We start from the raw sequence: 18,571 nt of genomic DNA, 5'->3' as shown, positions 1-18,571 counted from the left end.
CATTTCCTGTTGCAATCTGTTATAATTTATTAAGCGCTTTCATTTTGATTTTGACCATAATACTATAGTACATTAATTAATTAAATAATTAAAGTTTTTGCACTGTCATCCGTTTAAAACTTCCTCCTTAGAATGATTTGATATGAAAGGGGAAAATTCCTTCCGATTCTCGTAAACAAAATTGTCTTTTAGCTGAAAAGTTACAGGAGAAGTGTTAAAAAACCCGGACATCGTGTTTCGCCTTACTTAAAAAGGCTGGCGACCAATAATCCGGTCGTCAGCCCTCTTCTTTTAATTTTGGGTGCTTTTTTCAAGTGCGCGATAGGCGATATCGCGGCGGTGGAAGGCGCCCTGGCATTCTATCTTTCCGATTTCAGAGTTTGCCAGGCGGGAGGCATCCTTCAAATGATCGGCAAGGCCAGCGACGAGCAGAACTCTGCCTCCAGCCGTCACCCAGTCACCATCAACCCGCTTAGTGCCGGCATGAAAAACAAGTGCTGACTGATCGACTGCATCAAGTTTGTTAATGACTCTTCCTTTTTCATACGCCTCGGGATAACCTTCCGATGCCAGAACGATCCCAGCGGCAGACTGCTCGGACCAGGCTAAGTCAGGAGCTTTTCCTTCCATAACCTGCAGAATCGTTTCAACCAAATCAGATTGAAGACGCGGAAGAATGACCTGGGTTTCGGGATCACCGAAACGGCAATTAAATTCGATGACCTTTGGCCCATGGGCAGTTAAAATGAGGCCGGCATAGAGAATGCCAGTAAAGGATCTATTTTCTGTTACCATGGCTTTAGCTGCCGGTCTTAAAATGGTTTTAACGGCCTTCTTGACGACTGCATCCTCAATGTACGGCACTGGGGAATACGCGCCCATGCCGCCAGTATTCGGGCCCTTATCACCTTCAAAGGCCCGTTTATGGTCTTGGGCAATGTCCAAAGGCACCACTGTTTCACCGCACACAAGCGCCATCAGCGAAAACTCCTCGCCGGCTAGAAATTCTTCAATAACAACCCGCTCTCCAGCCTTTCCGAATTTGGCATGGGCCATCATGTCTTCAAGTCCTTCAAGCGCTTCGGACTCCGTCATTGCGACGATGACGCCTTTACCCGCTGCAAGGCCATCGGCTTTCAATACGATCGGTGCGCCCTTCTCTTTAATATAGGCCCGCGCATCTTCATAATCTGTAAATGTCTCATAATCCGCTGTAGGGATGCCATAAGCTTTCATTAAACTTTTGGCAAAGTCCTTGCTGCCTTCGATTTCTGCCGCTGCCTTCGTTGGGCCAAAAATTTCCAGACCCTCTTGGTTAAAGCGGTCAACAATCCCTTCAACCAAAGGCTGTTCTGGACCGACAATCGTTAAGTCAATCGCTTTCTGCTTAGCAAATTGAACTAATCCATCAAAATCCGTTTCCTGAATGGGCAGACACTCGGCAACTTCAGCGATTCCATCGCTGCCCGGTGCAGCGAACACTGTTTCTACCCGCTCACTTTGTGCTGCTTTCCAGGCCATCGCGTGTTCCCTGCCGCCTTTTCCGATAATTAGAATCTTCATAACTTCCTCCTTAAGGAAAGTCTATTTTCGGACCATTCAATTAATTTATTAATGCTTGAAATGACGCATCCCAGTTAAGACCATAGCGATATTGTGTTCATTGGCCTTGTCAATCGATTCTTGATCCTTGATAGACCCGCCAGGCTGGATGATGGCTGTTACCCCAGCTTTCGCGGCTTCTTCAACAGTATCATTCATTGGGAAAAAGGCATCTGATGCCATGACCGAGCCATGCGCGTCAACGCCAGCCTGTTCAATAGCAATTTTTGCGGCACCGACACGGTTCATTTGTCCGGCACCAATACCAATAGTCCGTCCATCCTTAGCAAGGACGATCGCGTTTGACTTCACATGTTTGACTGTTTTCCAGGCAAAGGCTAATGCCTTTAATTCATCTTCAGTCGGTTCCCGCTTCGTTGCTGTTTTGAGTTCAACATCCTGAAGCCCTTTATCATCAAACTCTTGGACAAGCAGTCCGCCGTGGACCGATGTATATTGAGGTGCTGCAGTTTTTTCTGCGGTAAAATCAATCGTTAATAATCGAATGTTTTTCTTTTTAGTCAATACCTCAAGTGCCTCTTCTGAAAAACTTGGAGCAATAACAATCTCCAGGAAAATGTCATGGAGCTTTGCTGCTGTTTCCGCATCAATTTCCCTATTCGCTGCAACAATGCCGCCAAAAATAGAAACCGGGTCAGCTTTATATGCTGCATCGAAAGCTGCTTTAATCGTTTGACCTGTTCCAATACCGCACGGATTCATGTGCTTTACCGCTACAACAGCTGGGTCATGATGTTCCTTAACCATCGCAAGTGCTGCATCGGCATCCTTAATATTGTTATAGGACAGTTCTTTCCCATGCAGTTGGACAGCTTCTGAGATCGTCGCTTTATTTTTTAATGGTGCACTATAGAACGCTGCCTGTTGGTGAGGGTTTTCACCATAACGCAGCCCCTGTTTCTTTTCATAGGTGACGGTCAGCTTCTCAGGGAATGCCTCACCTGTTTGCTTTGTAAAATAATCAGCAATGAGTGCGTCATAAGCCGCTGTGTGGCGGAATACTTTTGCGGCCAATTTTCTTTTTATTTCAAAAGGAACATCTACTCTTGTATCTAAGTTGTCAAGTACGGTTTGATAATCCTCAGGATCACAAATTACCGTGACTGAACGGTGGTTCTTAGCCGCTGAACGAAGCATGCTTGGACCGCCGATATCAATGTTTTCAATGGCATCCTCATAAGAGACATTAGGATTTGAAATCGTTTCTTTAAAAGGATATAAATTCACAATAACAAAATCGATCGGCGTGATGTCTTGTTCTTGAATAGCACTCATATGTTCAGTATTGTCGCGCACGGCGAGCAGCCCGCCGTGAATGGAAGGATGAAGGGTCTTTACTCTGCCATCAAGGATTTCCGGAAAACCGGTCACATCCGAAACTGACCGTACCGGGAGTCCGTTTTCCTCAATCATTCGTTTGGTTCCGCCGGTAGAAATGACTTCGACGCCGCGTTCTGCAAGCGCTTTGACAAAGGGAATTAGTCCCTCTTTATCGGATACACTGATTAGGGCTCTTTTAGTTGACATTATTCAGGTCACTCCTTCACTTTTCTTGAGTAATGCTGCGATTGTCTTTGGATAAAGGGCATGTTCCACTCTATGGACCCGCGCCGTCAATGTCTCGATTGCTTCTGACCCCTCTATCTGCAAAGCTTCTTGCGCGATAATTGGTCCGGTATCAACGCCTTCATCAACGTAATGAATAGTCACACCGGTCACTTTTACACCTTTTTCATAAGCCTGTTCAATAGCGTTCAAACCAGGAAATGCCGGAAGCAGTGACGGGTGAATGTTAATGATTCTGCCACGGTACGCTGATAAAAGCGTTGGCCCGATCAGCCTCATGTAACCTGCTAGGATAATCATTTCGGCGTCTGCAATGTGCAGCTGATCAAGAATGGCCTGTTCATAGGCCGCTTTGTTTTCATATTCTTTTGGTGAGCAGGAAAAAGCCGGAATACCGGCTTCCTTAGCGCGCTGAATCACAAATGCATCTTTCTTATCACAAACAAGGAGAACAATTTCAGCATCAAGCGTCCCCTTTTGGACTGAATCCGCCAGTGCCTGAAAATTGCTGCCGTTCCCGGATGCAAAGATTGCCAGCTTACGCATGGTCCTCACCCTTAAGCAACAAACTCTTCCCGCTTGTAACGTGTCCAATATGGTAGGCTTGTTCGCCCTGTTCTTTTAATTCTGCTATAACGGCTTTTACGTCCTCTTCCTTTACAGCCGCAACCATGCCAATACCCATATTAAAGGTACTGTACATGTCATTTTCCAAAATACTGCCTTTTTCCGATAGCCAACGGAAAATATCCGGAATGTCCCAAGATCCTAGGTTAATCACGGCGCCTGCGCCGGAAGGAAGCATCCGAGGGACGTTTTCATATAAACCGCCGCCGGTAATATGAGCGAGGCCTTTAATATCATACTTTTTTAATAATTCCAGAACGGGTTTGACATAGAGACGAGTCGGCTTTAATAACTCATCCCCGATTGTCATGTCTCCTTCGCCAAACCGATCGTCGAATCCATGACCTGCATCTTGAACGATTTTTCTAACTAGTGAAAAGCCATTGCTGTGAATGCCGTTAGAGGCGATGCCAATTAACTGATCCCCGTCTTGTATATGTTCTCCGGTAATCATTTTGGATTTCTCTACAACACCTACTGCAAAGCCGGCAATGTCAAAATCTGCATCACTATACATGCCTGGCATTTCGGCAGTTTCCCCGCCTATAAGCGAGCAGCCTGATTGTTCACAGCCATCGGCTACACCTTTAACGATCGCTTCAATCTTCTCCGGCTTTAATATCCCGCAAGCAATGTAATCCAGGAAATATAATGGTTCAGCGCCTTGTGTCACAATATCATTGACACACATCGCTACAGCATCGATACCGATCGTATCGTGACGATCCATTTCAATGGCGATCATCAATTTTGTCCCGACGCCGTCGGTTCCGGAGACTAGGACAGGCTCCTTAATATTCAGCGCTGACAAATCAACAGCGCCGCCAAAGGCACCAATGCCTCCGAGCACTTCCGGTCTGATCGTCCGCTTAACATGCTGCTTTATTCGGTCAACAGCTTCATAGCCCGCCGTAATATCGACACCGGCCTGTTTGTATGCATTGGTCATAAATAAGGCCCCTCCTTATACGAGCATTTCTTTTTCGTGCGGCAGCACTGTATCTGGATAGATTTCTGTCGGATATTTACCTGTAAAACAGGCTAAACATTGTCCGCATTGGCTCATGGATGGGTCTCTGCCGATCGCAGCCATCAAACCATCAACACTTAAGAATTCGAGGGAATCAGCACCGATTTCTTCACGTATTTCCTCAACAGAATGCCTTGCAGCGATCAATTCCCCCTCTGTTGAAGTATCTATGCCATAGTAGCAAGAATGGACAATCGGCGGGGAACTGATGCGAACATGCACTTCCTTCGCTCCCGCTTCCTTTAGCATCCGAACGATCCTACGGCTTGTTGTCCCTCTGACAATGGAGTCATCCACCATCACGACGCGCTTACCCTCAACAATGCCTCGGACCGGGGATAATTTCATTTTAACACCTTGTTCTCTCAATTCCTGTGAAGGCTGTATAAAGGTTCTGCCGACATAACGGTTTTTGATCATCCCGAGTTCATACGGAATACCCGAGCTTTCAGCATAACCAATCGCAGCTGAAATACTTGAGTCAGGAACACCAGTTACAACATCCGCTTCGATCGGCGCTTCCTCGGCAAGTTTTATCCCAAGACTTTTCCTAGCGGCATGTACATTGATGCCTTCGATGTTAGAGTCCGGTCTGGAAAAATAGATGTATTCCATGCTGCACATCGCCCTCTGTGTTGAGGTAGAAAAAGCTTCTCTCCGCATACCGGAATGGTCGATTGTAATTAATTCGCCAGGTTCAACATCACGTACATAGGTTGCACCAATGAGGTCAAATGCGCACGTTTCGGAAGCGAGCACCCAAGCATCCCCAAGCTTCCCGAGAGAAAGAGGACGCAATCCATTGGGATCCAAGGCTGCAATTAATTGATTCTCGGTCAACATGACAAGAGCATAAGCACCCTTAATCATTGACAGCGCATGCTTGACGTTATCAATAAGGCGAAGAGGACCACCTCGTTTGATTAAATGGGCAATGACTTCCGTATCTGATGTTGTTTGGAAGATGCTGCCTTGCGCTTCAAGCTGGCACTTAAGCGCTTGAGCATTTACTAGGTTGCCGTTATGCGCAAGTGACAATGTGTCAGTCTGAGAACGGAAGACGAGCGGCTGGACATTGGCATAATCGTTTTCACCCTGTGTTGAATAGCGAACATGACCGATCGCCGCATGACCGTCTAGACTCTCAAGCTGATTGGAATCAAAGACATCATTGACGAGACCAACACCCTTATGGTCATAAACTTTCTCACCATCGGTTACCGCGATCCCTGCACCTTCCTGGCCGCGATGTTGAAGACTGTGCAGGCCATAATAAGTAAGCGTCGCCGCTTGATCATGGCCCCAGATTGCAAAGACACCACATTCTTCTTTTAGTTCTCTTTCGTCATAAAACATGAGATCGCCCCTTTCCAAGCGTGCTCAAGATCCGTGACATTAAGGTTCAAAATCTCTTCATTTTCAGTCGCAACTTTTAAGGAAGGTTGATTTGTAACTTGACCAAGATAAATGGCATCATCAACAAGCTTTTCAAAAGCTGCCTGTTCACTTTGCGGAACCGATACGAGAAAACGTGACTGGGATTCACTGAACAGTGCCGTAACCGGGTCGCCAGTAAGCTCAATCTCAGCCCCAAATCCTGTATCCATCAATGATTCTGCCAAGGCAACACCTAGACCGCCGTCAGATATATCATGAGCTGAACGGACACTTCCCGATTTTATCGCTTGTAAAAGTTGTGCCTGCCGCTTGGTTTCAATTGCTAAGTCGATTTGCGGCGGACGGCCTGAAGCCTTTTGCTCAAGCATCAGCTGTAATGCACTGCCTTCAAATTCGTTATCAGCACGGCCGATAACATAGATGGCATCTCCTTCATTTTTGAAGCTCACTGTCGTGACATGAGCCACATCGTCAATCAAACCAACCATACCGACGACCGGTGTCGGGTCAATAGGTCTCTTGGTTGTTTCATTATAAAGGGACACGTTGCCGCTGATAACTGGCGTTTCAAGCGTCCTGCATGCTTCACTCATACCGTCGACTGCCTTTTCAATTTGCCAGAACACTTCTGGCTTTTCAGGGTTGCCGAAGTTCAGGCAGTCTGTAATAGCGAGCGGTCTGCCTCCTGAGCAAACGATGTTGCGGGCAGCTTCAGCGACTGCAATTTTGCCGCCGACTTCAGGGTCAAGATACAGATACTTTGCATTGCAATCCGTTGTCATGGCTAAAGCTTTTTTCGTTCCTCTAACTCTTACAACAGCGGCATCGGATCCTGGAGTGACGACCGTGTTTGTCTGCACCATATGATCGTATTGGTTGTAGACCCATTCCTTGCTGGCAATCGTTGGCTGCTTTAATAGATTTATAAGCGTCTCATCCAAACAGTCTGCTTGCGGCATCCAAGGCTGCCCAGATTGGAAAGATTGATAGATTTCCGGTTCCTCGGAAGGCATATGATAGACAGGCGCTTCTTCCGCAAGGGCATCGACCGGCACGTCAGCTACCATTTCACCATGGTGTTCAAGGCGAAGGACTTTTTCCTCGATAACTTCCCCGACAGCCACTGCATGAAGATGCCATTTTTCAAAGATTTCCTGAATCTCGTCTTCTCGTCCTTTTTTAACGACAATCAACATACGCTCTTGGGATTCCGAAAGCATCATTTCATATGGTGTCATTTCCGTCTCACGCTGTGGAATGCGATCGAGATCCATCCTGATCCCTACACCCGCTTTACTTGCCATTTCACTGGATGATGAGGTAAGACCCGCAGCCCCCATATCTTGAATGCCGACAAGCGCATCACACTTAACAAGCTCAAGGCATGCTTCAAGCAGCAGCTTCTCCATAAATGGATCACCAACTTGAACAGCTGGACGCTTCTCATCAGATTGGTCAGTCAATTCCTCTGAAGCAAATGTCGCGCCGTGAATACCGTCACGGCCTGTCGCCGCCCCAACATACATGACTGTATTGCCGATGCCTTTCGCTTGACCGACTTGAATGTCTTTATGGTCGATCAAACCAACACACATCGCATTGACGAGCGGGTTGCCGTTATAGCACGGATCAAATTGAATTTCACCGCCGACTGTTGGAATTCCCATGCAGTTCCCATAACCTGCAATCCCCGCTACGACTTGTTCAAAAAGATATTTAACTCTTGGGCTAGTCAACTCACCGAACCGAAGGGAATTGAGGAGTGCCACCGGGCGTGCCCCCATTGAAAAAACATCGCGGATAATCCCGCCGACACCTGTCGCAGCCCCTTGATAAGGCTCAATCGCTGATGGGTGATTATGACTCTCGATTTTAAAGACGACAGCCTGTTCATCACCAATGTCGACAATACCGGCACCTTCGCCAGGGCCTTGAAGCACATGGTCACCATTCGTCGGGAACCTTTTCAATACGGGCTTGGATGTTTTGTAGCTGCAATGCTCCGACCACATGACCGAAAACAAACCTGTTTCGGTATAGTTTGGCTTGCGGCCAAGAAGATCTTGAACCATATCATACTCTTTATCCGAAAGCCCCATTTGACGATAAATTTTGTCTCCATAAATCAGCTCGGGTGATGGCTCATGATGTAACAGCGGCATGTGATTCCCTCCAGTGCTTTAATATCGATTGGAATAGGCGTAATCCGTCTTTGTTTCCTAATATGTCGTCAACCGCGCGCTCAGGATGCGGCATCATGCCGAGGACATTGCCCTGTTCATTAATGATTCCGGCAATGTCTGCAACTGAACCGTTCGGATTTTTGCTGTGATATTTGAATACGACTTGATTATTCTCCTCAAGCTGTTGAAGGGTCCTGCCATCACAAAAGTAATTCCCTTCCCCGTGTGCAATCGGTACTTGGATGACTTCGTTATCTTCATATTCCTTGGTGAATATTGTATTGTTATTTTCGACAACAAGCGGAGTCGTCTGGCAAATAAACTTCAATTCTTTATTTCTCAGCATTGCACCGGGGAGTAAACCTGCTTCAAGAAGAACCTGAAACCCGTTGCAAACGCCGAGGATTGGCTTGCCTGCTTTTGCTGCCTTCACGACCGCTGGCATGATATTAGAAAAGCGGGCAATCGCACCGGAACGAAGGTAATCACCGTAAGAAAAACCGCCTGGGATCATAATAGCATCATAATCATCCAATGTTGTTTCAGTATGCCAGACATAAGAGACATCCTCACCTAAGCCGTCCTTAATGGCATAGAACATGTCACTGTCACAATTGGACCCTGGGAACACAATGACTGCTGTTTTCACTGCATGACACCTTCCTCGATTTCATAACGGTAGTTTTCAATGACAGTGTTCGCAAGCAGCTTTTCACACATTTCTTTAATTTGTGTATCGATGTCTGCAGTGTCATCTAGTTCAAGTTCAATAAATTTACCGATTCTGACATCCTGCACATTTTTGTATTCCATGTTATGAAGTGAATCCTTTACGGCCTGCCCCTGTGGGTCAAGAACACTTTCTCTTAAGGTGATATAGACTTTTACTTTTTTCATTTGACACCCTCCAGCCTTCTTAGCAATTTTTCATAGACTTCCGGCAAATCGCCTAGATCACGGCGAAACACATCTTTGTCAAACTTCTCACGGGTTTCTTTATCCCATAACCGGCATGTATCAGGAGATACTTCATCCGCAAGAACCAGTTCCCCATTTGATTTGAGCGTGCCAAATTCTAATTTGAAATCAACGAGCATGATGCCGATATCATCAAAAACCCTGGTTAATATTGTATTAACTTCCTGGGCTGCCAGGCGTATAGCATTCAACTGCCTAGATGTTGCCAGCTCCATCATAGCAATGTGATCATCGTTAATAAGCGGGTCTCCCAGTTCATCATTCTTATAATAAAATTCAATAATTGGAGATTTAAGCGTTTCGCCTTCTTCAAGACCGAGGCGCTTGGCGAGCGACCCTGCAGTAACATTTCTTACGACAACTTCAATCGGGATAATGTCAACTGCTTTGACAAGCTGCTCAGTTTCCGACAGGCTTTTAACAAAATGATTCGTCACATTCTTTTCACTTAGAACTTCAAAGATCTTGGAGCTAATTAAGTTATTCAAACGGCCTTTCCCGGGAAGAACCGCAAATTTCTCCCCATTAAAAGCTGTCGCATGGTCTTTATATTGAACATGCAAGATGTCCGGGTCATCTGTCAGAAAGATCTTCTTTGCCTTGCCTTCATATAGTAATTGCATGCCGCTCGTCCCCTTTAGAATTAGTTATTTAAACCAAGCCGGTCAAAAATCGCATCCACATTCTTAAGATGATAGGTTTCATCAAAGCATTCGTCGATTTCGCTTTGTGTCAAGTTCTTAGTGATGCGGTCTTCTTTTTCAACAAGTGATTTAAAAGGTGTTTCCGTCTCCCAGGCCTTCATGGCATTTGGCTGAACAATATCGTAAGCTTCTTCTCTGCTAAGGCCTTTATCAACAAGGGTGAGCAACAGGCGTTGGGAGAAGATCAAGCCGAATGTTCTCTGCATGTTCCGTTTCATATTTTCCGGGAAGACTGTAAGCTTCTCTAAAATATTTGCAAAACGGTTAAGCATGTAGTCAAGGGCGATCGTTGCGTCAGGTAAAATAACGCGCTCCGCCGAAGAGTGGGAGATATCACGCTCATGCCATAAAGGCACATTTTCATAGGCAGTCATCATATAGCCCCTGATTACTCTAGCCATGCCGGTCATATTTTCCGATCCGATTGGATTGCGTTTGTGAGGCATCGCGGATGACCCTTTTTGCCCTTTAGCAAAGTATTCCTCAACTTCGCGAGTTTCTGACTTTTGTAAGCCGCGCACCTCGACAGCAAATTTTTCGATCGATGTCGCTACAAGGGCCAGAGTTGAAAGGTAGTGGGCGTGGCGGTCACGCTGCAATGTTTGCGTTGAAATCGGTGCAGGCTTAAGCCCCATGTTCTCACAAACATATTTTTCAACGAATGGATCAATGTTGGCATAGGTGCCGACCGCTCCGGACAGCTTCCCGTAACGGATCCCTTCAGCTGCTTGCTTGAAGCGTTCAAGGTTGCGCTTCATTTCTTCATACCACAGCGCCATTTTCAGTCCGAACGTCGTCGGCTCGGCGTGAACGCCATGAGTTCTTCCCATCATGATAGTGGTTTTGTGTTCTTGTGCCTTTTTCTTAATCACTTCAATCATGCGCTCAATATCTTTAAGCAAAATATCATTCGCTTGCTTAAGCTGATAACTTTGCGCTGTATCAACAACATCCGTAGACGTTAAACCATAGTGGACCCATTTCTTTTCCTCGCCGAGCGACTCAGATACGTTTCTTGTAAAAGCAACAACATCATGTCTTGTTTCCTGTTCAATCTCACGGATCCGTTCAATATTAAATGACGCTTTTTCTCTAAGCTGTTCGACATCCTCTTTAGGAATAACACCCAGTTCGGACCATGCGGCACAAGCTTGAATTTCAACCTCAAGCCACGCATTGAATTTATTTTCTTCTGTCCAAATCGCACCCATTTCCGGTCTTGTATAACGTTCAATCATTTCGAAATCTCCACCCTGTCTTTTATTTTCCATACGCCTAATGATTCAGCTTTTTCTATCGCTTCGTCTACGGTGTCGGCCAAAATCGTGACGTGGCCCATTTTCCGATCCGTTTTCGCCTCGTCTTTACCATAAAGGTGGAGGTGAACATCGGCGAATTGATCGATGACGTCAAGCACCGGCTGCAAGTGCTGACCAAGAATATTAACCATAATCACCGGCTTAAGCAATGCTGTGCTTCCCAGCGGCCAACCGCAAATCGCCCGAATGTGCTGTCTAAATTGTGATGTGATGCATGCATTTATCGAAAAGTGACCTGAATTATGCGGCCTTGGCGCACATTCATTCACATATATACTTCCGTCCTGTGTTAAAAACATTTCAACGGCCAGCGTCCCGATCAAATCGATCTTTTCAGCAAGCTTAACGGCCAATGCTTCAGCCTTTTTCTGAACAGTATCAGATATCCTTGCCGGAACGATGGTATGATGGAGGATATTGTTTCTATGAATATTTTCAGCAACCGGGAAAACAGCTGTCTCCCCTTGAGTGCTTCTCGTTACAATAACTGAGATTTCTTTTTCAAAGGTCAGCCACTTTTCAAACACAAATGGCGTATCCCCATTAAGCAGCGGTCTGACGTCATCCAGATCGGCTTCTGTCCTCAACACATACTGGCCTTTTCCATCGTAACCGCCCTGACATGTTTTCAGAACTGCCGGAAGGCCGATTTCTGCGTAAGCCTCCTCTAGATCATTAAGGCTTTTGACAGGATGATAAGGCGCGACGGCAATATCGTGGCTGCTAATTGTATTTTTTTCATTTATCCTATCTTTAGTCATCTTCAAAAGCTCTCCGCCCTGAGGCAAAAAAGCATGCTTTTCAAGATAACCAACCGTTCCCAGGTCAACATTTTCAAATTCATAAGTAATCACACTAGTCTCATCCGCCAATTGTTTGGCGCCGTTCGGGTCATCGTAATCCGTTAAAATCGCATGATCGGAAACCTGTGCGCATGGATTGTCTGCCTTTGGGTCAAGAACGGCAACACGAAATCCCATTTCTTTGGCTGATATCGCCATCATCCGACCTAACTGCCCACCGCCGAGAATACCAATTGTTTCACCAGGTAAAATGTGTTTTTTCAATCTAAATCACTTTCCTTTACTTTCTGACTTAATGCCGTTCTGTACGCTTCCATCCGATCCTTTATTGCCGGGTCAAATGCGGACAGCATTTGACCCGCCAAGAGCCCGGCGTTTGTTGCCCCAGCTTTGCCAATCGCAACTGTCGCTACCGGGATCCCCGCGGGCATCTGAACGATTGAAAGCAGGGAGTCTAAGCCATTTAAGGCTTTGGACTGGACCGGTACGCCGATTACCGGCAAAGTTGTTTTGGCAGCAACCATTCCAGGTAAATGTGCAGCCCCGCCCGCTCCGGCAATAATAACCTTAAGCCCTCGTTCTCTTGCTGTTTCGGCATATTTAAACATGAGATCAGGTGTCCTGTGAGCCGATACAATATTCTTCTCGTAGGCGATGTCTAACTGATCCAACGCCTCACAAGCATGCTTCATCGTCTCCCAATCTGATTTGCTTCCCATTATAATTCCAACTGACGGTACCACTTTGTGACCACCTCTTAAATTTAGACATAGAAAAATCCAGATCGGCCGTTTCTCTGAATGAGAAAGCGAACCGCCTGGACTAGAAATCGCATAGTGAAAAAAAGCATGATACCCTTTGAATTGAAGATTCTTTAATCGGGCAAGCCTTTTCACTTAATATACGATCTGCAGAACGCTTCAACTTTCCCCATAGTCCAGCAATTTACGGTTGCCGGGTAGAAACTGTTGGGCCGTATTCCCAATGATATATGAGGTATAATTTCCTTTTCCTTATGACATTATCATCATAACAGCTGGATTCCGCTGATGTCAATATAATTATCGAACATTAACCAGTAATATCCACTCTAATGTTCGCCTTTTAGCAACCCTTCAAAAATGATATGCTGCCCGATTAACTCCGGCCCTTTTTTGCTTTCCTTAAAAACCGGCTTTTCAATCCGCCGGACGGGTAAATAACCTTCTTCCTCCATTTGATTAAGACACGCTTCAATCGAACCATTTATATCAACAATAAATTTCTTTTTTCTTGGTTTAGTCATGGTCTCATACTCTTTCTGATTGATTTTACCCAGAAACCGCCGCGGAAGGATTTTGGCTCTTGCGAAACGATAAAAGCAACGGGATCATATGATTTAACAGCATCGATTAAATCAAATTCATTGCGTCTTGGTGTTAAAATCTCCATCATTAATCGCTCTCCCTTTCTGCCATGTGCCGTCCAATGCGTGACGCCATACCCGCGATTTCGCAAATAATTCGGTAAATCTTTCTCAAGTTCTGCCGTAATAACATTTACCGTAATGTAGCCTAGAGCAAGCTTCTCTTCGATCTTCATTCCAATGATGACACCTGACCCATAACCTAATGCGTAAGCAATGAGATTTTGTATTTGGTCAAGGTTGTTAATGACAAGACCCAATCCAAGGACATATACAAGGACTTCTACCATACTTAACGATGCCGCATAATACCGATAACCCTTCAACGTAAGGATCATCCGAATCGTATTAAACGATACATAGACAATATTAATAACGAAAATAATGGCAACCATGGCAAAAGTGTTGCTTAACATCGGGCATCCTCCTCTGCATTCTAAGTAGGGACCATATTTTACATCATATCACAGATTTTTTTCCGCAATAAAGACACAGTATTGGATATTTGCCCATAAAATACTAAATGGAGGTGTGCAGCTTGAAAGAAACGAAATTTCAGGATTGGAAAAAGTCGGTCAGCGGATTTTTAGGCAAGGAATTTTGGCAGGACTTTCAGGATGTTTTTATGAAGGAATGGCCCTTAGTGAATGTTTATGAATCGCAAAACTATTTGTTATGTTTGATCGCCTTGCCTGGTTTGGAAAAAAAGGAAGATGTCCATATCTATGTCAATCATCAATCCATCACTTTAAGGGGCGTTATTAATAGCGAAATCAGCGGTTACCAGCCCGTGCATGAGGAATTTTCAAACGGACGATTCGAGCGGTCTATTGAGCTTCCCTATCCCGTTCACCAGGTTCCTTCAGATGCATCTTACAAAAAGGGGTTGCTGACACTGGTGTTGCAGCGTCTTCAAGACAGGGAAGTCAGTGAGGTTGTTGTCATGGACGAGGACGATTAATCGAACATAAAACCGAGCGCTACAAATCCAAACACAATAAAAATCATCCCTATAATTGTCGCAGAAAGTCGCACCAAATACCACGGCACCATGTCTAGCGCCTTATCTTCGATGGTCGCGGCCATGCTTGCGGAATTATCCTTAAATTTAAGAGCTTTCGCCTTTTTCTCCAGTTCATGATCCATTTTGTGTATTCTGTTGATTACCAGCCGTCCCGAAAATATGATAACAAGACCGATTAGCCAAAAAATAATGGAAATAAATAAGGCGACCATTTTTAACACGTCCTTAAGCTCAATTATTTATTCTAAGTATGACCTTATTTCGGCATGATTATGTTTTTTAAGAAGGCTCTTTTAAGCAAAAGGTCCGGTTGATAAGAAAATCTAGTCATAGCAAATGGAAAAGAGCTCGAGCAAACTTACAAACCGCAATAAATGTTTCACTCATTCTTTATAGGACTCAGATTCCGTTATTTGCCCAAAATTCACTCAAATAACCTATTGAACGACCGAATAACGGAATCACAGTCCGGTACGCTCATAAAATATAGCTTTTCGTCACAAATAGAGGAACGACGTCCGATAAAAATCCTAACCAATATGGGTTAATGTCGGATAGTCCGGCCCCCAATTTTTACAATTTCTTAAGATCATCAATAACTCCCTATTTAAGTAAAAAGTTACGGACAATAGGCTTCTGTCAATAAAAAGACCTTCTCGCTTTCGCGGAAGGTTTTTTAACGTCATCTTGATAAGAAAATAAAGTATATAAGGAAGATGAAGAACAGAAAATACATGATTGGGTGAAGTTCTTTGCCTCGTCCTTTAACAAGCATTGTAATAGGGTAAAAGACGAATCCCATGGCGATACCAGTTGAGATGCTGTAAGTGAGCGGCATCGTTAATATGGTTAAAAAGGCCGGGACCGCCGTCTCAAATTCTTGCCATTTGATGTTTCCAAGTGATGATGCCATTAGTACACCAACGATAATCAAAGCCGGAGCTGTAACGGAAGATGTCACGACAACAAGAAGCGGCGAAAACAATAATCCAAACAAAAATAAAATCGCGATAACAACAGATGAAAATCCTGAACGCCCACCAGCAGCAACACCAGCTGATGATTCAATATACGCTGTTGTTGGTGATGTACCAAGCACTGAACCAACGACCATGGAAGAGGAATCCGCCATTAATGCCCGTCCAATCCGCGGCAGCTTATTATTTACAATTAATTTCGCTTGTGTCGCTACAGCCATCAGTGTTCCGGCTGTATCAAAGAAAGCCACAAATAAAAAGGTTAATACTACGATAATTAAATCAATGCTATTGATATCCGATAAGTGTGTGATAGCGACGCCGAACGTCGGCGCCAGGCTTGGTGCGGTTGAAATAATTTGATTTGGCAGCGGAATTTCGCCAAACACCATACCAACTATGGCGGTAATGATCATTCCATAAAAAATAGCACCTTTGACCTGTCTCACCATAAGAATGACAGTTATAACGACCCCAATAACAGCAAGGAGTGTCCCTGGATCAGTCAAATCGCCTAAAGCTACAAAAGTATCCTGGTTTGACACAATAATACCGGAATTCTTAAATCCTATAAAAGCAATATAAAGACCAATCCCGCTCGCCGTCGCGAACTTTAGTTCCGGCGGGATCGCGTTGATAATGATTTCACGAATGCGAAAGACAGTAATAATTAAAAAGATAACACCTGCAATGAAAACACCGGCTAAAGCTGTTTGCCAAGAAATACCCATGCCAATGACAACAGAATAAGTAAAAAAGGCATTCAACCCCATTCCGGGTGCAAGAGCTATAGGATATCTTGCTAATATCCCCATGACGAGCGTTCCAAAAGCTGCAGACAAAGCAGTTGCCGTAAAAACAGCACCCTTGTCCATTCCCGCTTCCGAAAGAACAACCGGGTTAACAAAAAGAATGTAAGCCATTGACAAAAATGTAGTCAAGCCTGCAATGACCTCTCGCGGCATCGTCGTATTTAACTCGGAAAAACGAAAGTAGCGGGCAAGCCAATTATTATTCAAGGTCCTTCCCCCTTAGAAAATCGATTCTTTAAAGAAAACTCGCCAATTGGCAAGCCTTTGGCGAAGACAGAGGCGTAGTTGCACTTATGTGCGTCAGAAAGTTATACTTTCTGATTAACGCATCAAAAAAGCTCCAGGTCTATGACCTGGAGCTTCCTAAACAACAAAAGGATCCGGCAATTGTTGTGAACACGACTGCCGCTTTCGTAGTAAAGTCATTTACGGTGACTTCGTAGAAACTCCCGGGCCCTATTCCCAAGATTATACGAAACAATAACCATAACATTATTGCTTCTCGTTCATTATACCAAGGCCCATTGGACCAGTCAACGAGAAACCGAACAATAAGGTGAATTTAGAGTAAATCGTTCGAGATTATTCCCATTCGATTGTTGACGGCGGCTTAGATGTTACGTCATAAACGACACGATTGATGTGATCCACTTGGTTTACAATTCTCGTCGAAATTTTCTCCAATACATCCCATGGTATCCGGGCCCAGTCTGATGTCATGCCATCGATGGATGTCACCGCACGAATGGCGATACAGTAATCGTAAGTCCTTGCATCACCCATAACACCAACGCTTCGGATATCCGGAAGAACGGTGAAATATTGCCAAATGTCTCGATCAAGACCAGCTTCAGCAATTTCTTCGCGGAGAATCGCATCTGATTCACGAACAATCTTCAGCTTTTCTTCTGTAATGCTGCCCAAAACCCTAATCCCAAGCCCAGGACCTGGGAACGGCTGACGCCAAACAATGTCATCTGGAAGACCAAGTTCGGAACCTAATAGGCGTACTTCATCTTTGAACAATGTATTTAACGGCTCAATCAAATCAAACATCATTCGTTCAGGCAGCCCGCCCACATTGTGGTGTGACTTGATTGTTTGAGCTGAGTGTGTGCCGCTTTCCACAATATCCGTATATAACGTGCCTTGAACAAGATATGAGATATCTTTTAGCTTGCCTGCTTCTTCCTCGAATACATAAATAAATTCATTACCGATGATTTTTCGTTTCTTTTCTGGATCGCTGACACCTTCCAGCTTGGTGAGGAAACGGTCCTTCGCATCAACTTTTATAAAGTTCATGTGGAAATCTTTACTAAATGTCTCCGTAACCCCATCAGCTTCTCCTTTTCGCAAGAGGCCATGGTCAACAAATACACAATACAATTGATCGCCAATCGCCTTATGCACCAATGCCGCTGCAACGGAAGAATCCACACCGCCGCTGAGTGCGCACAATACTTTGCGGTCTCCGACAATTTGCCGAATCTCTTCAACCTTTTCATCGATAAAGTGTTCCATCGTCCATGTCGCATCTGCATGGCATACATTAAAAACAAAGTTTTTCAAGAAGTCATTCCCGTATTCACTATGACGGACCTCTGGATGGTATTGAACACCGTATAGCCCTCGGGACGCATCACTCATAGCTGCCACTGGGCAAGATATGCTCTTAGCATCGACCTCGAAGCCTTCAGGGGGAGCTTCAACTAAATCACCGTGACTCATCCATACAGACTGCTTCTCGGGCTGGTCCTTATAGAATACACTGTTCGGATCAACGTCGATCATAGCCTTGCCATATTCACGATGATTAGCCCGTGAGACCTTAGCGCCAAAATGTGCGCTCATAAGCTGCATGCCATAGCAAATCCCTAGAATTGGGACGTTCAAGTCAAAAAGGGCGGGATCGCACGTAGGGGCATTTTCGCCATAAACGCTGTTTGGTCCGCCAGAAAAAATAATACCCTTTGGTTTTTTCTCCGCAATTTCTTTAGCTGTCATCGTGTTCGGCAATAATTCACTGTAAACGCCAAAATCACGGATTCTTCGTGCAATAAGCTGGTTATATTGACCGCCAAAGTCAATAACGATAATCATATCTTGCTGCTCCATAACG

The 18,571-nt window shown here is 44.9% G+C and carries 18 protein-coding genes and 2 riboswitches; of the genes, 1 reads left to right on the top strand and 17 read right to left on the bottom strand.

Annotated features, from left to right (window positions below):
* Positions 1 to 291: 291 nt before the first annotated feature.
* From purD to EV207_RS15905, 14 genes are all read right to left on the bottom strand, one after another.
* On the bottom strand, positions 292 to 1,563 hold the full coding sequence (gene purD, locus EV207_RS15970) for a phosphoribosylamine--glycine ligase (protein ID WP_132747160.1): 1,272 nt from the start codon (positions 1,561 to 1,563) through the stop codon (positions 292 to 294).
* A gap of 48 nt (positions 1,564 to 1,611) precedes the next feature.
* Positions 1,612 to 3,150 carry a bifunctional phosphoribosylaminoimidazolecarboxamide formyltransferase/IMP cyclohydrolase gene (gene purH / locus EV207_RS15965; protein ID WP_132747159.1) on the bottom strand — a complete coding sequence of 513 codons (1,539 nt, stop codon included), beginning with the start codon at positions 3,148 to 3,150 and terminating at the stop codon, positions 1,612 to 1,614.
* A 3-nt stretch (positions 3,151 to 3,153) separates the two neighbouring features.
* On the bottom strand, positions 3,154 to 3,735 hold the full coding sequence (purN, locus tag EV207_RS15960; RefSeq protein WP_132747158.1) for a phosphoribosylglycinamide formyltransferase: 582 nt from the start codon (positions 3,733 to 3,735) through the stop codon (positions 3,154 to 3,156).
* Positions 3,728 to 4,765, bottom strand: a complete 1,038-nt coding sequence (purM, locus tag EV207_RS15955; RefSeq protein ID WP_132747157.1) for a phosphoribosylformylglycinamidine cyclo-ligase — start codon at positions 4,763 to 4,765, stop codon at positions 3,728 to 3,730. The genes purN and purM overlap by 8 nt, the downstream gene beginning before the upstream one ends.
* Before the next feature lie 15 nt (positions 4,766 to 4,780).
* Positions 4,781 to 6,202 (bottom strand): amidophosphoribosyltransferase, encoded by a 1,422-nt coding sequence (gene purF / locus EV207_RS15950; protein ID WP_132747156.1) that lies wholly within the window; start codon positions 6,200 to 6,202, stop codon positions 4,781 to 4,783.
* Complete coding sequence (gene purL, locus EV207_RS15945; RefSeq protein WP_132747155.1) at positions 6,178 to 8,406, bottom strand: phosphoribosylformylglycinamidine synthase subunit PurL; 2,229 nt, start codon at positions 8,404 to 8,406, stop codon at positions 6,178 to 6,180. The genes purF and purL overlap by 25 nt, the downstream gene beginning before the upstream one ends.
* Positions 8,387 to 9,076 (bottom strand): phosphoribosylformylglycinamidine synthase subunit PurQ, encoded by a 690-nt coding sequence (gene purQ / locus EV207_RS15940; protein ID WP_132747154.1) that lies wholly within the window; start codon positions 9,074 to 9,076, stop codon positions 8,387 to 8,389. The genes purL and purQ overlap by 20 nt, the downstream gene beginning before the upstream one ends.
* A complete protein-coding gene (purS, locus tag EV207_RS15935; protein ID WP_132747153.1) occupies positions 9,073 to 9,324 on the bottom strand; it encodes a phosphoribosylformylglycinamidine synthase subunit PurS in 252 nt (83 codons plus the stop codon). Before purS ends, purQ begins: the two co-directional genes overlap by 4 nt.
* On the bottom strand, positions 9,321 to 10,028 hold the full coding sequence (purC, locus tag EV207_RS15930; RefSeq protein ID WP_132747152.1) for a phosphoribosylaminoimidazolesuccinocarboxamide synthase: 708 nt from the start codon (positions 10,026 to 10,028) through the stop codon (positions 9,321 to 9,323). Before purC ends, purS begins: the two co-directional genes overlap by 4 nt.
* A 20-nt stretch (positions 10,029 to 10,048) precedes the next feature.
* Positions 10,049 to 11,347, bottom strand: a complete 1,299-nt coding sequence (gene purB, locus EV207_RS15925; protein ID WP_132747151.1) for an adenylosuccinate lyase — start codon at positions 11,345 to 11,347, stop codon at positions 10,049 to 10,051.
* Positions 11,344 to 12,495, bottom strand: coding sequence for a 5-(carboxyamino)imidazole ribonucleotide synthase (purK, locus tag EV207_RS15920; protein WP_132747150.1), 1,152 nt, complete (start codon positions 12,493 to 12,495; stop codon positions 11,344 to 11,346). Before purK ends, purB begins: the two co-directional genes overlap by 4 nt.
* A complete protein-coding gene (gene purE / locus EV207_RS15915; protein WP_132747149.1) occupies positions 12,492 to 12,974 on the bottom strand; it encodes a 5-(carboxyamino)imidazole ribonucleotide mutase in 483 nt (160 codons plus the stop codon). Before purE ends, purK begins: the two co-directional genes overlap by 4 nt.
* A 170-nt stretch (positions 12,975 to 13,144) precedes the next feature.
* Positions 13,145 to 13,246, bottom strand: a riboswitch (purine riboswitch).
* A 75-nt stretch (positions 13,247 to 13,321) separates the two neighbouring features.
* Positions 13,322 to 13,516 carry an NETI motif-containing protein gene (locus EV207_RS15910; RefSeq protein WP_132747148.1) on the bottom strand — a complete coding sequence of 65 codons (195 nt, stop codon included), beginning with the start codon at positions 13,514 to 13,516 and terminating at the stop codon, positions 13,322 to 13,324.
* Positions 13,513 to 14,052 carry a DUF2179 domain-containing protein gene (locus EV207_RS15905; protein WP_132747147.1) on the bottom strand — a complete coding sequence of 180 codons (540 nt, stop codon included), beginning with the start codon at positions 14,050 to 14,052 and terminating at the stop codon, positions 13,513 to 13,515. Before EV207_RS15905 ends, EV207_RS15910 begins: the two co-directional genes overlap by 4 nt.
* Positions 14,053 to 14,174: 122 nt before the next feature.
* On the opposite strand from EV207_RS15905, the gene EV207_RS15900 reads away from it, so the two are divergent.
* Entirely contained in the window at positions 14,175 to 14,597 is a 423-nt protein-coding gene (locus EV207_RS15900) for an Hsp20/alpha crystallin family protein (RefSeq protein ID WP_165886972.1), read from the top strand.
* Here EV207_RS15900 and EV207_RS15895 read toward each other — a convergent pair.
* From EV207_RS15895 to guaA, 3 genes are all read right to left on the bottom strand, one after another.
* On the bottom strand, positions 14,594 to 14,872 hold the full coding sequence (locus EV207_RS15895) for a hypothetical protein (protein ID WP_132747145.1): 279 nt from the start codon (positions 14,870 to 14,872) through the stop codon (positions 14,594 to 14,596). The genes EV207_RS15900 and EV207_RS15895 overlap by 4 nt on opposite strands.
* Positions 14,873 to 15,342: 470 nt before the next feature.
* Positions 15,343 to 16,656, bottom strand: a complete 1,314-nt coding sequence (locus tag EV207_RS15890) for an NCS2 family permease (RefSeq protein ID WP_132747144.1) — start codon at positions 16,654 to 16,656, stop codon at positions 15,343 to 15,345.
* A 187-nt stretch (positions 16,657 to 16,843) separates the two neighbouring features.
* A riboswitch (purine riboswitch) is annotated at positions 16,844 to 16,945 on the bottom strand.
* 86 nt (positions 16,946 to 17,031) lie between these two features.
* Complete coding sequence (gene guaA / locus EV207_RS15885; RefSeq protein WP_132747143.1) at positions 17,032 to 18,567, bottom strand: glutamine-hydrolyzing GMP synthase; 1,536 nt, start codon at positions 18,565 to 18,567, stop codon at positions 17,032 to 17,034.
* Between the last annotated feature and the right edge of the window lie 4 nt (positions 18,568 to 18,571).

This window comes from Scopulibacillus darangshiensis (assembly GCF_004341035.1).
GTDB classification, from domain to species: domain Bacteria; phylum Bacillota; class Bacilli; order Bacillales; family Sporolactobacillaceae; genus Scopulibacillus; species Scopulibacillus darangshiensis.
Note: the sequence above shows the minus strand (reverse complement) of the source record. Positions and strands in the feature narration are given on the sequence as shown.